General features: G+C 67.5%; 11 protein-coding genes and 1 pseudogene. 10 read left to right on the top strand and 2 right to left on the bottom strand.

The window, feature by feature from the left end:
* Positions 1 to 4: 4 nt before the first annotated feature.
* From ACPXCG_RS12945 to ACPXCG_RS12935, 3 genes are all read left to right on the top strand, one after another.
* Positions 5 to 1,927, top strand: coding sequence for an Hsp70 family protein (locus ACPXCG_RS12945; protein ID WP_425792371.1), 1,923 nt, complete (start codon positions 5 to 7; stop codon positions 1,925 to 1,927).
* Between the two features lie 75 nt (positions 1,928 to 2,002).
* The gene (locus ACPXCG_RS12940; protein ID WP_425792370.1) at positions 2,003 to 3,409 is read left to right on the top strand and encodes a hypothetical protein; all 1,407 of its coding nucleotides are present in this window, start codon (positions 2,003 to 2,005) and stop codon (positions 3,407 to 3,409) included.
* 136 nt (positions 3,410 to 3,545) lie between these two features.
* The gene (locus ACPXCG_RS12935; protein WP_425792369.1) at positions 3,546 to 5,945 is read left to right on the top strand and encodes an ATP-binding cassette domain-containing protein; all 2,400 of its coding nucleotides are present in this window, start codon (positions 3,546 to 3,548) and stop codon (positions 5,943 to 5,945) included.
* A 66-nt stretch (positions 5,946 to 6,011) separates the two neighbouring features.
* Here the strand turns inward: ACPXCG_RS12935 and ACPXCG_RS12930 are convergent, their stop codons facing one another.
* Positions 6,012 to 7,286 carry a DUF7373 family lipoprotein gene (locus ACPXCG_RS12930; RefSeq protein ID WP_425792368.1) on the bottom strand — a complete coding sequence of 425 codons (1,275 nt, stop codon included), beginning with the start codon at positions 7,284 to 7,286 and terminating at the stop codon, positions 6,012 to 6,014.
* A gap of 162 nt (positions 7,287 to 7,448) precedes the next feature.
* On the opposite strand from ACPXCG_RS12930, the gene ACPXCG_RS12925 reads away from it, so the two are divergent.
* The 4 genes and pseudogenes from ACPXCG_RS12925 (at position 7,449) to ACPXCG_RS12910 (ending at position 10,214) form a co-directional block, all read left to right on the top strand.
* The gene (locus ACPXCG_RS12925) at positions 7,449 to 7,652 is read left to right on the top strand and encodes a hypothetical protein (RefSeq protein ID WP_425792854.1); all 204 of its coding nucleotides are present in this window, start codon (positions 7,449 to 7,451) and stop codon (positions 7,650 to 7,652) included.
* Positions 7,619 to 8,375 (top strand): annotated as a pseudogene (locus ACPXCG_RS12920) (hypothetical protein); the annotation flags it as partial. The gene ACPXCG_RS12925 and the pseudogene ACPXCG_RS12920, both read left to right, overlap by 34 nt.
* Positions 8,376 to 8,409: 34 nt before the next feature.
* On the top strand, positions 8,410 to 9,498 hold the full coding sequence (locus tag ACPXCG_RS12915) for an NAD(P)H-binding protein (RefSeq protein WP_425792367.1): 1,089 nt from the start codon (positions 8,410 to 8,412) through the stop codon (positions 9,496 to 9,498).
* Positions 9,495 to 10,214, top strand: coding sequence for a CPBP family intramembrane glutamic endopeptidase (locus ACPXCG_RS12910; RefSeq protein WP_425792366.1), 720 nt, complete (start codon positions 9,495 to 9,497; stop codon positions 10,212 to 10,214). The genes ACPXCG_RS12915 and ACPXCG_RS12910 overlap by 4 nt, the downstream gene beginning before the upstream one ends.
* Positions 10,215 to 10,708: 494 nt before the next feature.
* Here ACPXCG_RS12910 and ACPXCG_RS12905 read toward each other — a convergent pair whose 3' ends face one another.
* A complete protein-coding gene (locus ACPXCG_RS12905; RefSeq protein WP_425792365.1) occupies positions 10,709 to 11,563 on the bottom strand; it encodes a VOC family protein in 855 nt (284 codons plus the stop codon).
* A gap of 169 nt (positions 11,564 to 11,732) precedes the next feature.
* On the opposite strand from ACPXCG_RS12905, the gene ACPXCG_RS12900 reads away from it, so the two are divergent.
* From ACPXCG_RS12900 to ACPXCG_RS12890, 3 genes are read left to right on the top strand one after another with little or no spacing between them, the layout of a single operon-like run.
* Positions 11,733 to 12,401, top strand: a complete 669-nt coding sequence (locus tag ACPXCG_RS12900; protein ID WP_425792364.1) for a TetR/AcrR family transcriptional regulator — start codon at positions 11,733 to 11,735, stop codon at positions 12,399 to 12,401.
* Positions 12,398 to 13,717 (top strand): CoA transferase, encoded by a 1,320-nt coding sequence (locus tag ACPXCG_RS12895; protein WP_425792363.1) that lies wholly within the window; start codon positions 12,398 to 12,400, stop codon positions 13,715 to 13,717. The genes ACPXCG_RS12900 and ACPXCG_RS12895 overlap by 4 nt, the downstream gene beginning before the upstream one ends.
* Positions 13,711 to 15,120, top strand: coding sequence for an amidohydrolase family protein (locus ACPXCG_RS12890; RefSeq protein WP_425792362.1), 1,410 nt, complete (start codon positions 13,711 to 13,713; stop codon positions 15,118 to 15,120). The genes ACPXCG_RS12895 and ACPXCG_RS12890 overlap by 7 nt, the downstream gene beginning before the upstream one ends.
* Positions 15,121 to 15,133 lie beyond the last annotated feature (13 nt).

Below are 15,133 nucleotides of genomic sequence, written 5' to 3'. Positions count from 1 at the left end.
GCACATGTCACCCTCTGCATGGACCTTGGCCATCGACTTCGGCACGTCCAACAGTGCCGCGGCGCACTCCGGCGCGACCAGCAGAGCGGTCGAGCCGCTGTCGTTGTCGCACGCCAGCCACCTGATGCCATCGAGTGTGTACGTCGCGAGTCCCGACAACATCTTCGTCGGCGACTCGGCGATCAACCAGGCCCAACAGGACCCGGCCGGATTCGTCGCCTCCCCGAAGCGGCTGATCACCGGTAAGCCGACGATCATCGTCAACGGGATGGCATTGCAGGCACACGTGCTGGTGACCGCGGTGATGCAAGCAATCATCAACCGCGGCAAGGCCGCACACTCCGGAGAGCCCCCATCTCACGTGGTGCTCACCCATCCCGAGGGGTGGGCAGGGCAGCACAAGCGGATCTTGGTCGACGGCGCCATTCACGCCGGCATCGATCCCACCAGGATCATCACCATCTCTGAGCCGCGCGCCGCGGCCGCCCACTACTCGCGCTCACACTCGCTCGACCCGGGCTCCAAGATCGCCGTGTTCGACTTCGGTGGCGGCACCTTGGACATCGCGGTACTCACCGTCACCGAGGACCACGCGTTCTCGGTCATCGCTGCCCGCGGCGACAATGGGTTGGGCGGCAAGAACTTCGACGCGTTGGTGCAGCAGTGGGTGGATGAACGTCTCGACGAGCGTGACCCGAACCTGGTGGATTGGTTGCGCCGTCAAGCGCCACCAGATGTCACCCAGGCGCTGCAGCAGTCGATCCGCACCGCCAAGGAACTGCTGTCAGAGGCTCCTTCGGCCACGATCACCGTGCCGGGCCCGGCCGGGCGTGTGACGCTGCAGATCACCCGCGACGAGTTCGAAGAACTGATCCGCCCGGCGATCGATCGGGCGATGTCGCTGACCAAGGCCACGTTGCTCGACGCCGGGATCACCCACCCCGGTCAGCTGACCTCGCTGTATTTGACCGGCGGTTCTTCGCGCATTCCGTTGATCCAGCAAAGGCTCGGCGAACTCGGCTCGGTCGCCACCCTCGACGACCCGAAAACCGTTGTCGCCCAGGGCGCATTGGTGACCGCGCTGGCAGAAGCCGCGCCGACCACCAGCCAACAGGCGGCGATGTCGCCGTCGGCGGGCGAGTTGATGCCGTCGTGGCAACAGGGCCAGGACCGTCGGCCCACCGGCGCCTCACCGACCCCGGCGGGCGGGCAGCCCGCCCAGACGCCCGTGGGGCAGGCTTACGGGCGGCGAGTCGGTGGACCCGAGTTCGCCGGCCACGACACCGCCGCCGCGCCCTCAGCAAACCGGAGCGGTCGCCGCTGGGGACTCGTCGGCGGGATCGCTGTGGCCGTCATCGCCATCATCGGTATCACCGTCGGCGTGATCACGATGTCCGGCGACGACAACGGAGGTGACGAGACACCCCCGACGGCGGCCAACGCAGCAAGCGCTGCAGGCAACGCGGCAGACGCGACAGGCAAAGACGGCGGCCGGATCATCACCGACGAGACTCAGCTCGTCGCGGCACTGCCGGGGGCGTTACAGCAGCAACTGGGCACCTGCAACAAGTCCGGATTCGATTCGAATGACGCCCTGGAAATGAACTGCCAGATCAAGGATGGCTCATCGCTGGCCGAACTGGGCAAATCGACTGGATTCTTCATCAGCTTCTCCGTCGACGACAACAAGGCTGCCGGCCGGATCGTCGCCGTCCGCAACGGGACCTACAGCGACGGCAAAGGAACGCTGGTCGAAGACTCCGGCCGCACCGCCGCCGCCGACATCGACAGCGCGATGTCCGGTAGCACCGACAACTACAACATCGACTACGCGAGCACCGCGACGGGCCTGAACATGACCGTCTTCGGGCTGAACTCGATCGCCGACGCCAAGGCGTTCCTGTCGCGATCGGGCCTGATCTCCTGACCGGGAACAATTTGCGAACGTGCTGCATCCAATCCCTGACACCCCGAACTGAGACTTGAGAGAAAGGCGGACAGCATGTCCACTCCGTTGAACCCCGAAGGCGATCTGACCACCAACGATGTCGTGGACACCGACGGTGACGGCCGGCCCGACACAGTGCAGATGACCGACGAGGCGGGCAACAAGATCGACGGCACCGTACAAGACGACGGCACCGTGACCTTCACCCAGAACGGTGAGCCCGCCGGCGAGGTCACCGCCGAACAGCAGCAGGCCGCTGCCGGCGGCGCGGCCGTGCCGCTGCCCGCCGACGTTCCGGCCGACGCAGCACCGGCCGACGCCGCTCCGGCCGACGCAGCTCCGGCCGATCAGCCGCAGGATGACTCCCAAGGGGAGTTGACCCCCGAAGACCAAGAAGTCCCACAGGACCCCGACATCACCTCGAACGCACCGTATGACGCGAACCAGGACACTGGCGCGACCGGCGACGATTCAACCGGCGACGATGCGACCGCGTCGCACGAAGCGGCCGCAGACGCCCCGGCCCCGACCGACGCGCCCACCGATGCCCCCGCCCCGACCGATGCGTCCGCCCCGACGGAGGCGCCCGCCGATCCCGCTGCCCAGCCGGACGACAGCGGTGACTCGCTGACCGCAGCCGACCAACAGGTGCCGGAGAACCCCGACATCACCTCGGGCACACCGTATGACGCCGGCCAGGGCGCCACCGGCAGTGACGCCCCCGCCGACCCGGCATCCCCGGCAGCCCCGGCAGCCCCGGCAACGGGAGAACCGGCTGCCGCTGCGGCCCCTGATGGCCCGCAGCACACTCCCGACACCCCCGCCACCCCCGGCGCACCGGACGGCGACGGCATTCAGGTGACCTCAGCCCTCGACACCGACGGTGACGGCAACCCCGACGTCGTGCACGCCATCGACACCGAGTCCGGCGATCATCTCACCGCCCACCTCGATGCCCAGGGCAACGTCACCTTGGTCGAAGACGACGTCGACCACGACGGCAACCCCGACATGATCGCCTACGGTGGACCGAACGGCTCCACCATCGTCGAAGCCGACGTGGACCACAACGGCAGCCCGGACCTGGCGGCCAAGGTCGGCGCCGACGGACAGCTCGAAGAGGTGCACACCCTCGACGCCGCAGGCAACGTGACCAGCGCAACCCTCGACACCAATGGCGACGGATCACCGGATGTGACGCTCGCCGACACCGACGGTGACGGCAAACCCGACGTGCAGGTGCTCGACCAGGACCACGACCAGATCCCCGACACCGTCATCCACATGGACGCCGGCGGCGCAGCCATCTCGACCGAGTACGTCTACGGCGGCCCCGATGGAGCAGACGCCGACCCGGTTGCACCCGGCGAGGAGTTGCCGACCATGCCGCTGACCGAAGAGTTCCACGAGGCCAACCACGGCGCCGACCACGATGTCGCCGACCCGCACGGCGACATGTGACATCGCTGATGAATTGACGCACTACCCGGACCGGCCGGGTGGGGCGACGCCCGCCGTCGCCGCACCCGGCCAAACCGTATGCAGCACAGCACAACCACCATCTCCACGAGATCGGACCGCACCAGTGATGACGACGATGACGCCGGGCAGCGTGTCTGTCGAGGGGACGCTACGCACGCTGGGGGACCAACCCCGCCTCACCGTGGGTGCGGCCCCCGACAACGACATCGTCGTTGATCATCCGATGGTCGAAGATCACCATCTGCGCATCGAATGGCGTGGCGACCGCTGGTGGATCGCGATCGGCGGGCACGATGCGCGGGTGTTCTCGGCGGGCCGGCTTCTCACCGAGCAGCCGGTCACCGGCACCGCACAACTGCACCTGGGCAGCCCCGGCCGCGGCCCCATCCTGGTCATCGCCCTGGCCGCTGCCCCCGCACCACATCAGCTCGATCCCACGCCACAGGCCGGGATGGTGCCACCCCAACGGCCCTACACTCCACCACCGCTCCCGCCGCAACCGCGACAGCCGCAGATACCGAGCACCTCAGCCTTCGTGATGCCACCGCAGCTGCGCGGGGCGCCACATCTGCAACCCATCCAGCACAACAGCGACGGCAACGAGATCGTCCTGTCCGGCGCGCAGACCATCGGCCGCACGCCGGGCAACGACATCATCGTCGACGACATGCTCGTCTCGCGCCACCACGCCCGTATCACCGCACATCGCACCGGTGTACTGATCGAGGACCTGGGCAGTGTCAACGGCACCCATGTCAATGGAAGCCGGATCAGTACACCCACCGCGCTGACCGACGGCGCCGTCCTGACCATCGGCAACTCCGACTTCGTGCTGGCCGGCCACACCCTGCGCCGCGGCCAGGCCCCGGCGATCACCGGCGGCGGACTACACCTGCAAGGCATCAACCTCGTCGTCGACGGTGACAAGAAGCTCCTCAAAGACATCGACTTCGCCGCCCGACCGGGCACCCTGACCGCCGTCATCGGCCCCTCCGGTGCCGGTAAATCCACCGTGTCGAAGATCGCGGCCGGTCTGAGTAGCCCGACGACAGGTGAGGTCACCTTCGAAGGGCGCAACGTCCACGACGAATACGACGCGCTGCGCACCCGTATCGGCATGGTTCCCCAGCAGGACGTCCTGCACCACAAACTCAGTCTTCGCCAGGCCTTGCGCTACGCCGCCGAACTTCGTCTCCCACCAGACCTGTCCACCGCCGACCGGGACTCGGTCATCGCCGGTGTCCTCGAAGAGCTCCAGCTGACCGAGCACTTCGATACCCGCGTCGACAAACTGTCAGGCGGCCAACGCAAGCGGGCGTCGGTGGCGATGGAATTGCTCACCGGCCCGTCGCTGCTGATCCTCGACGAACCCACGTCCGGGCTCGATCCTGCGCTCGACCGTCAGGTGATGGCAACCTTGCGCCGTCTCGCCGACGCGGGCCGTGTGGTACTCGTCGTCACCCACTCTCTGACCTACATGGCCATGTGCGACCAGGTGCTGCTGCTGGCGCCGGGCGGCAAAACCGCATTCTGCGGCAATCCTGATGATGTGGCCGGGGCGATGGGGACCGACGACTGGGCAGAAATCTTCGCATTCGTGGCTGCCCACCCGGATGCGGCCTACCAGCAACACCTGCAACGCACCCGTCATACCCCGCGCCCGTCGCGCCCGCCACGGCCCGCCGGTCACGCCAGCTCAGCACCGCAGAGCAGCGGCTGGGATCAGTGCAGCACCGTAGCTCGCCGCCAGATCAGGCTGATCTTCGCCGATCCCGGCTACCTCGCGTTCCTCGCGATAATGCCGATCGTGCTCGGTCTGCTGACACTGGTCATCCCCGGGTCGGCCGGGTTCGGCGCCAACAGTGGCGGCGAGGCCATCCAGATTCTGATCGTATTGGTCATCGGTGCCGCTTTCATGGGGACCGCGCTGACCGTGCGTGACCTCGTCGGCGAACGCGACATCTTCGAACGTGAACGCGCCGTTGGCCTGCGGCCGCACGCCTACCTCGCCGCGAAAATCATGGTGTACTTCGTCACCACCATCATCCAGTCCGCGGTCATGGTCGCGATCGTCTTTGTCGGCAAAGGCACACCCAGCGGCGGAGTGATCGGCTCTGGTCCACTGGAGTTGTTCATCTCCGTCGCCGCACTGGCATGTGTGAGTACCTTGGTGGGCCTTGCCATTTCGGCCACCGTGCAATCCAACGAACAGACCATGCCACCGCTGGTGATCATGGTCATCTCGCAGTTGGTGTTCTCCGGCGGCCTGTTCGAGCTCACTGCGCCCGGGCTGCAGCAGCTGTCGTGGCTGTTCCCCTCCTACTGGGGGTATGCGACCTCCGCGATTGCTGTCGACCTCACCAGAATCTCCGCGATGACACCACAAGCCCAGGACACGAAGCTGTGGGAGCCAGAGCTGAGCAACGTAGTGCTGAGCTACAGTGCGCTGCTGCTCATCTCGATCGTGCTCGTCGTTTACACAGCGTCGCGGTTGCGGCTCAAACGGCATCGCTGAACCATCCGGCCCGGGCCGGATGGTTCAGGTTGCGCACTGCCGAGCACCGACGCTCTAGTTCGCGTTCTAGTTCGCGTTCTGATCCGCCTTGGTGAGGATCACGTATTGTGCCGAGATCGCTTGGTGCACGTCCTTTTTGTTCTGTGCGCTGTAGTTGCCGACGTAGCGCCCCTTCTGCACGTAGCAGGCGTACCACGTACCGGTGTCGAGCGTCTTGCTCTGGCACTTGGCGGCGGGCAGCCCGACCGGAACCGCCGCATCGGCCCAGCCCTGGCTTCGGCTCGATGCCAGCGAGATGTCGACGATGGTCTTTGCGCCATCAGGCGTGGACGCCCGGTACACGGTCGATTTCTCGATGGCGTTGGCCGTGGCGCCGACGTCGGTGAGCATGGTGAAGTCGGTCTTGGGATCACTGCTCATCTGCGCCATCCCACGGGGTCCGTAAACCGCTCGGATGCTGCCGCCGGGAAGTGCGGTTTTGACACCCTTCTTGATCTCGTCGTCGGTGTAGGGCAACGCGTAGATCAGAACATGATTCTGATCGACGACGGGTGCACTGCTCCCGGTGATGCCCCTGGCCTTGGCCTCGTCCTTTGTCGGCGTGGCCGGGAACTTGTCGATCAGCGCACTCTGGAGCGCAAGGGCCTTACGGACGGTCGGCTCCAACATGTTCTGCGGCGACGGCGTCGTCTCGAACCACTGATAGAGCACATAAGAGTTGTGCGGCGTGAAGGCCATCATCTGCTTGTTCCCACCGTGGCCTGCCTGCACGACCAGCGTGTCCGGTAGCCCGGGCAGCGTCGTCGGTCGCGCTTTGTCCCCGGCCGCGGTGGCGTCGGCCATCTGCCGGGCGGCGTCCCTTGCGTCAGCGGGGGTCAGATAGCGGAGCACCATGTTGTTGAGGGCCCGCTTGGTCCCGGCGCGCAGGCTCTCATCCGAGGTCGCGGCCGCGTCGACGAAGCCCATCATCATCTTCTCGTTCGCGGGCACCTTCGCGGTGTCGGGAGCGAGCACCATGCCGAGACCGCTCGGCCCGCTGATCACCATCGTCGGCATTTTCGCATTCGTGAGGTCGTCGTCGATCTCGAACGGCACCACCACGAACTGAGCCATCCGCTGCCCCTCGACCTGGAGAATGTTGTCCTGAGTGGCCTTCCCGAAGGCAGGCCTCGGTGTGGTCGGATAGGCGCCGGTGTCGAGGGCCGCGGCGTCCACGGACGGCTCGGACGCCGGACCGGACGCGGACACACTGGTCGCCTCTCCCTGAGTGGTGCATCCTGCGATCGCCGTGATCGCGGCGAGAACCCCCACCCAACGCACCACCGGCTGCCGATTCGTCATCGTCCCTGTTCCCCTCGTCGTGTGCAGTCGCGCGGGTTGACCGGTGTTCTGGCCGGGCGCTGGATGCTCAATACAATTGTTCGATGCAACGGCGACCGGAAAGGTTCCCGGGCACGCCTTCACGTCTGTGACTCTCAGGGTGCAGGTTAGTGCAGTACTCAGTTGATCCGTGCATCCACACACTGGGCAAACCTACGGCGATGCACCGACGGCGTGCGGGGCGCCGGGGTGGTGGACGGAGCGGTCAAGGTGCTGCGTGCCTACCAGATGGAAGCCCTTGCCGACATCGCGGTGGGCCGACTTCACGCCTGCCTCGCCACCGGTGGGCGCGGGCGATGGAACTGCTCACCGGTCCGTCGCTGCTGATCCTCGACGAACCGACGTCCGGATTGGGCCCGGCGCTGGACCGGCAGGTCATGGCCACACTACGGCGCCTCGCCGACGCCGGCCGGGTGGTCGTCGTGGTCACCCATTCGCTGACCCACCTGTCGATGTGCGATCAGGTCTTGCTCCTCGCACCGGGTGGCAAGACCGCTTTCTGCGGCGCTCCCGACCAGGTGGGCGCCGCGATGGGCACCGGCGACTGAGCGGAGATCTTCGCGTTCGTCGCCGCCCACCCCGACACCGCCCACGAGCAACACCGACGTACCCGGCCGCCGTCACCCGCTGTGCGGACTGGCCATTTCCGCTTCGGTGCGCTCCGCCGAGCAGACGATGCCGCCGATGGTCATCGCCGTCATCTCACAGCTGGTGTTCTGTGGCGGTCTCTTCCGTCTCACCACCCCGGGGCTGCAACAACTCTCGTGGTTGTTCCCGTCGTACTGGGGTTACGCGGTATCCGTCGTCGGTGGACCTCAACACGATCGCACCGCTGGCACCCCAGACCGCCGACGCCAGTTGTGGGAGCCGTCGACCTCGACCGTCGTGCTCGGGTACAGCGCCCTGCTGTTGACCGCGACGATCCTGATCGGCGTCACCGCCTCGGCCGCTGACTGTCGTTATACGACCGTGACCGACGTCGCGATCGCGTTGCACACCGCGCCCGGCAGCGGCAGGTTGTCCGCATTCGCACCTAGCGTCGAAGCATGACCTCGACCCGACCCGCACACGCACGGACAGACCGATGAGAGTGCTGGTCACCGGTGCCACCGGATATGTCGGCTCCCGTCTCGTGTGTGCGCTGGTCGACCGCGGCGACGACGTCGTCGTGACCAGCCGCCGGCCGGCCACACTGCGACGTTTCGGCTGGTACGGCCGCGTCACGGCCATCGCCATGGACGCCGACGACAGCGAGTCGGCGCACGATGCGGTCGCGAGCGCCGGCGACATCGATGCGCTCTACTTCCTGGTCCACGGGATCGGTCAGCAGGACTTCGACGAAGCCGACACGCGCGCCGCGCACAACGTCGCGGTCGCGGCACGCGCGACGAACGTGCCCAGGATCGTCTACCTCGGCGGCTTCGTACCCGACTGTGACCACGACGACCTATCCAGGCATCTGCGCAGTCGCGCCGAGGTCGGTGCCGCCCTCGACATCCCGGGCGGCCCCGATCTGGTGTGGCTGCGAGCCGCGGTGATCCTGGGCGCCGGCTCGACGTCGTTCGAGATCATCCGGTACGTGGCCGACCGGCTCGCGGTGATCCCGCAACCGGGCTGGGTGGACAACCCGATGGACCCGATCTCGGTCCGCGATGTCATCCATTACCTGGTGGAGGTCATCGACCCGGCCTTCCCGCCGGGTGCCTACGACATCGCAGGCCCCGACGTCGGCACACGGTACGAATCGGTCCTGTCGGAGTACATCCGTGCCATCCGGCAGCCCCGCCTCCGGGTGCCGGTCCCCTTCGTGAACTCGCACCTGGCCGGCCGGGTGACCGGCATGCTCGTCCCGGTGCCGAGCTCGCTGACCGCCGATCTCGTGGCGTCGCTCAGCCAGCCGATGACAGCGACCGAACATTCCATCCGCGACCTGGTTCCGGATCCGCCGAACGGGCTGGTCCCGATGCGAGAGGCCATCGAATCGGCCGTACACACCACGCCACCCCGCTCGGTGTGTGCGCTGGCCGACCCGCATCATCTCGCGGACACCGACCCGGGATGGGCCGGCGGCGACCTGATGAGGATCCGGCGTGCGGTCACCGGCGGGATCGGTTCGATCGTGGGCTTCACGACGCGTCGGGTGCGAAGCGTGGTATCCCTGCTGTCAGGATGACTGTCACTCTCGACAACCTCAGGCGACGACTCACCGCACCGGCACCGGCGACCCGATTCGACGATCCGGCGACACTGACGCGCCGACGACGGGTGGTCGCGATCTTCCTCGTCCTGGGTGCGGTGGTCCTGGGCTTCTCACTCTCGTCAGAGCCGGGCGATGCTTCCTTCTATCCGTTGACGATCGCGTTGGCGGCGATCTGGATCGTCGGCGGGCTGCTCTCGGGGCCGATTCGACTGGGCCGATTCGGCATTCGAGCCGGATCGGCGACGGGCCGATCGTCGACGATCGGCGCTGCCACCCTCGGCACGGCGATCGGTCTGCTCGTCGGAGCGGCATTCGTGGTCGGGGCACTCATCACCCGGGAGATCCCGGCCCTCGCCGACCTGGTCACCCAGGTCCTCGACCTCGGTGATCGCGGCAGCATCATCGCTGTCACCGTGATCACCCTCGGCAACGGCCTGGCCGAGGAGGTGTTCTTCCGCGGCGGCGTCTACTCGGCCGCGCAGAATCACCACCCGGTGCTGGTGTCGACGGTCCTTTACACGCTTGCCACGCTCGCCAGCGGCAATCCGATGCTCGGATTCGCCGCGCTCATCCTGGGCGTGATCTGTGCGGTACTCCGGCGATGCACAGACGGCGTCTTGGCACCGATCTGCACCCACGTCGTGTGGGGCGTCGTGGTCCTGTTCTGTCTTCCGCCGATCTTCGGGTGACGGCCGGATACCGCCCATCATCGCGTCGGCGTCTGTCCTTCGTTCTCACCCATCGCCTGCGCCCAATCGCGATGTCCGTCGAAACCGTACGATTCCGACCGCCGCGATAGCGTCCTGTCAGCTCCCGAAACCCATCGAGGTCGCCGCGAGCACGATCCAGGAGGGCACGCAGCCGCAACAGCGCGACTGATCGAACTGCCGAATCTTGTTCGGCGCGCACAACTTCCAGACGTTCGATGGCACCCTGCACCTCGGTGAGGTCGTCGTCGGAACCGCGCGCGAGCAGCGAACCGACCAGAACTCCGGTCGCCCACACGCAATATCCCAGCCGGTCCTCCTCGTGCAACTCATCGACCACACGACGCATCATCGGTATCGATGCGACATGACCGTCGCGCCTGGCGACCTCGCGGGCGATCCACAGATCGGCAATCGGGACATCCTGCAGCGCAACATTTTTTCTCGTCCAGGCCCAGACCTCGACCTCCGCTTTCTCAGGCCAGCCAGACCGGGACGCCGGTGTCCGCGTGGTCGGGCAGACGGACCAGTCGCGCCGGGTCGGCGGCAAGATCGTCGGCGGTGAGATCGCCGTCGCCGAAGAGGACGAACGCCACGCCCTCCTCCGACGCACCTTCCCAGAGGCCGGCAGAGCAGGGCGTCGACCACGGTTCGCGGACCAGGATCGAGCGGCCGCGCCCCCAGGTCGCGAAGAACCATCCGTCCCCGGCCTCGATGACGTCGCCGAGCAACGCCCGACCCAGAAGGTCATGGGCCCGGTCGAGGTCGGACACGGTCATTCCGACGATCGACATCTCCCGGTTCGGCGTGCCAGCCCGGGGGAAATCCTCCGGGGCGGTCGAGAACGACCCTTCGGCGACGATGGTCTCGTCGTCGGCCCGGACCACCTGGACGAGGGTGCCGATACCCGATGCCTTCGGATGGATGAAGACCTCGGTCCAGATCGGGTCCGTCCGCGAGTCCCCGAAGGTCGCGAAGCCCCGCCGGCGCAGGTCGGCCAGGGTCTCGTCGAGGTCGGGCACCTTGAAGGTGAGGTGATGCGCCGACGGTCCGCGCTGTTCCAGGAACCTGTCCATGAAACTGCCCGGCTTGTCGGGCGCGATGAACTCCATCCGGAGGCCGTCACCGTAGACGAGCTGGTACGGGGCGTACTCACCGGAGACTCCGCCGTATCCCCACCGCCCGCCGAGCTCGCCGACGAACCGAGGGTAGGCGTCCTCCCAGCGCCGCACGCCCACCGCGAGGTGATCGAGGGTCGGCCAGCGCACATTCGAGACGTTCCGGTCCACTGTCGTGCCGACGCTCTGCGTCGATCCGGATGTCGAGGGCATGGGCTGCTCCTTACTTCCACCGTATGAGGATCTTCGTGAGACAGTAGTACAGTTTCTGCACAACTGTCTAGCATGGACAGGTGGCACCGGTGGCGACTCATATCGCCGCCATAGACTGGCCGGCAATGGCCGACTGCCACTCGAGGCAACAGCGACGAGGAGAATCGGCGTGACGACCGGATTTGAGGATCTCTGGCCCGCACCGGGCCGAGGCGTGACGTCGACGCGGACGACCGAGGCCGACAAGGCAACCGAAGACCGGCTCCTCGAGGCCACCGACCGACTAGTACGGCAGGTCGGGGTTCGACGGCTCAGCATGTCCGAGGTGGCCCGGGCCGCCGGCGTGGCCCGGGGCACGCTCTACCGGTACTACGAGTCCCGCGACGTCCTCCTGGAAGCACTGCGACGCCGGACCACCGAGTGGTTCTTCGACGAGGTCACCGAGGCCCTCACATCGCTGCCCACCCTGTCCGAACAGGTGGGTGCGTTCAGCGAGATCATCGCGCGGACCATCAACCCGCCGCGGGATCAGACGCCACATCGCGCCAGGAGCGGGACCAACCCGGCCGCGATGATCCACATCCTGGGTACACATGGCACCGAGGCCGTGGAGCGAACCGCATCGTTCCTCCTGCCGTACGTCGAGGCGGCACGTGAACGCGGCGAGATCCCGCAGGACACCGACGTCGCCGGAGCGAGCGCATGGTTGGCGCGAATCCTACTGTCGTTCACAATCTTCCAGGTGTCGTCGAACCCCGACGACGACGGCCGGCCGGTGAGCGCGCTGATCGTGCGCTATGCCGTCGAGGGCCTGGCCGGACCACGCGGCGACCGGTGACCATCGAGCACCGCATGCCGTCGGCCATCGTCTCCCGATGGCTGAACACGTGGTGGCCGAGCACGTCTCGCGACGCGATACCGACCCTCGACCATTCGGCTCCCGGGTGTGCCGTCCTGCAGTGGGCAGGCAGCGGCGGCATGGAGCTGACCGGCGTCTCGTCGGCAGCCCCGCTCATCTCACCCGCCGCAGCGTACGGGGTGCTCGACGTCGCCGTGGGTGAGCTCGCCCGCCTGACCGGCCTCGCCGGCGACGCCGTCCACCTCGACGCCGGGGCCGTGATCGGCGCCCGCGCCGCCCTGCGCGGGTTGCACCGGAACGGCCAGATCTCTGCGGGCGGCATGACCAGGCTGATCCGCGCGGCCGACCAGTGGATCGCGATATCCCTCTGTCGCCCAGATGATGTGGCATCGGTTCCGGCCATCATCGGGGACCGGGGAACCGACGACCCATGGCAGGATCTGACGGACTTCGCCGCCCGAACCGCCGCGTCCGATGTCGTTGACCAGGCGCAACTGCTGGGTGTCGCGGCTGCGGTACTCGACGCTTCTCCAGAACACGCCGAGCAGGCACCACTCCCCTTCCAGGTGACCGACATCGCCTCCCGGACGCCCACTCTCGCCATCAGCGGTGCGACGGTTGTCGATCTCTCGTCCCTCTGGGCGGGCCCGCTGTGTGGCGGCGTGCTGAACCGGGCCGGCGCCCGGGTGATCAAGGTCGAGAGCACCGGGCGTCCCGACGGCGCCCGCATCGGCGACCCGGTGTTCTTCGAGTGGCTGCACCGCGGACAGGAGTTCCGAGCCGTCGACTTCACCTCCGACGAGGGCCGGGATCAGTTGGCGCACCTGATCGATGCTGCCGACATCGTCATCGAGGCCTCCCGCCCGCGCGCCCTCGAGCGGCTCGGGCTCTCGCCCGACCGCCTGACGCACCGACCCGGGAAGATCTGGGTCAGCATCACCGGGGGCGGCCGATCGAGGCCCATGCAGGTGAACTTCGGGGACGACGCCGCGGTCGGTGGTGGCCTCGTCGGCTGGCACGGCGACCAACCGGCATTCTGCGCAGATGCGATCGCGGATCCGCTGTCGGGGATCACCGCGGCACTCGCGACGGCCGCGGCGGCGGAAGCGGGCGGCGGCGTTCTGATCGATCTGTCGATGGTCGACACCGTCGCCTCGTTCACCACCGCCGAACTCGCCTGTCCGGGAGAACATGTCGTCCGCGACGACGGCGGTGGCGGATGGGCGGTCGAGTGTTCGCACGAGCGGCGCCACAGTCCCGTCCGCGCCCCCACGGCATCGGGTCTCCCATGCTGATCCGCAACGCCTGCACCCTCGACCGGGGGGTCGTCGATGTCCGCTGCGACGACGGACTCATCACCGAGGTCGACTCGCGCCTGCGCCCCCAGGCAGGCGAGCACGACCTCGACGCCTCGGACTGCTGGGTGATGCCGGGCCTGCACGACCACCACCTCCACCTTCGCTCCCTCGCAGCCACTGCCGGCTCCATCCGGGTCGGGCCGCCGGACGTGCAATCCGACGATGACCTGCGCGCCGTACTGCAGGCCGCGGATCTACGCACGCTGCCAGGAGAGTGGTTGCGCGCCTACGGCTATCACGAATCCGTGGCCGGCCCACTCACACGCGGAGTTCTCGACACCACGGTCGCCGAACGCCCGGTCCGGGTCCAGCACCGCTCCGGCGCCCTGTGGATTCTGAACAGTGCGGCCTGCCGGGAAGTGGGAGTCGATGCGTGCACTCTCCCCGGCGTGGAGCGTGATGCCGCAGGCAATCCCACCGGCCGCCTCTGGCGGATGGATTCCTGGCTGGGCGACCGGCTCGGCGCCACCATGCCGTCGCCGCCGCCCGACCTGGCAACCATGAGCCGGCGTGCGGCCGCACGCGGTGTCACCGGGTTCACCGAGGCCACTCCCGATCTCTCACAGTCGTCGATCGACGCCCTCGCCGCGGCGGTGCGCTCGGGCGACATCGTGCAGCGCGTCCACTGCATGAGCACCCCGGACATCCGGCCGCCGGGCCACCAGACGCCGGGCCGGCCGACAACATTCACCCTGGGAGCGACCAAGATCCTCCTCGATGACGACCGGCTGCCGACGCTTCCCGAACTCACCGAGGCCATGAGGGAGATCCACAGATCCGGGAAACCGGTGGCCGTGCATTGCGTCACGCGTCTACAACTCATCGTCACGATGACCGCTCTGGACGGCGCAGGCGTGCTGCCCGGCGACCGGATCGAACACGGCGCCATCATCCCTGCGGAATGCTTCGACTGGCTGCGCGATCACCGGATACCCGTCATCACGCAGCCGAACTTCCCGTTCGAGAGGGCCGAGCAGTATCGCGTCGAGGTCCCCGCCGACGAACAGGCCGACCTCTGGCGGCTGGGGAGCCTGCTGGCAGCCGGGATCCACGTCGCCGCCGGGACAGACGCCCCGTTCGGCGGCTCGGACCCCTGGACGGCGATCCACGCGGCCACCATCGACCACTCCGGCCGCGACCCACTCGAAACCGTCTCTCCCGCCACGGCGCTCGGCTTGTTCTGGGGCACACCAGAACAGCCCACGGTTCCCCGCGCCATCGAGCCCGGCGCAGTCGCCGACCTGGCCGTCGTCCGCGGCGCACCGGAAGACGTCCGTCGCAACCCGACGTCCGTCGACGTGGTCGCCACTGTCATTGACGGAATCGTCGCGTATCCGTGATCACCCGAATCAC

Origin of the sequence: Gordonia sp. DT218, from assembly GCF_049847105.1 — a bacterium.
In the GTDB taxonomy this organism is placed as follows: Bacteria; Actinomycetota; Actinomycetes; order Mycobacteriales; family Mycobacteriaceae; genus Gordonia.
Note: the sequence above shows the minus strand (reverse complement) of the source record. Positions and strands in the feature narration are given on the sequence as shown.

Coding starts and splice junctions, on each gene's coding strand:
- ACPXCG_RS12945 (WP_425792371.1), top strand. CDS start 5: ATGTCACCCTCTGCATGGACCTTGGCCATCGACTTCGGCACGTCCAAC.
- ACPXCG_RS12940 (WP_425792370.1), top strand. CDS start 2,003: ATGTCCACTCCGTTGAACCCCGAAGGCGATCTGACCACCAACGATGTC.
- ACPXCG_RS12935 (WP_425792369.1), top strand. CDS start 3,546: ATGACGCCGGGCAGCGTGTCTGTCGAGGGGACGCTACGCACGCTGGGG.
- ACPXCG_RS12930 (WP_425792368.1), bottom strand. CDS start 7,286: ATGACGAATCGGCAGCCGGTGGTGCGTTGGGTGGGGGTTCTCGCCGCG.
- ACPXCG_RS12915 (WP_425792367.1), top strand. CDS start 8,410: ATGAGAGTGCTGGTCACCGGTGCCACCGGATATGTCGGCTCCCGTCTC.
- ACPXCG_RS12910 (WP_425792366.1), top strand. CDS start 9,495: ATGACTGTCACTCTCGACAACCTCAGGCGACGACTCACCGCACCGGCA.
- ACPXCG_RS12905 (WP_425792365.1), bottom strand. CDS start 11,563: ATGCCCTCGACATCCGGATCGACGCAGAGCGTCGGCACGACAGTGGAC.
- ACPXCG_RS12890 (WP_425792362.1), top strand. CDS start 13,711: ATGCTGATCCGCAACGCCTGCACCCTCGACCGGGGGGTCGTCGATGTC.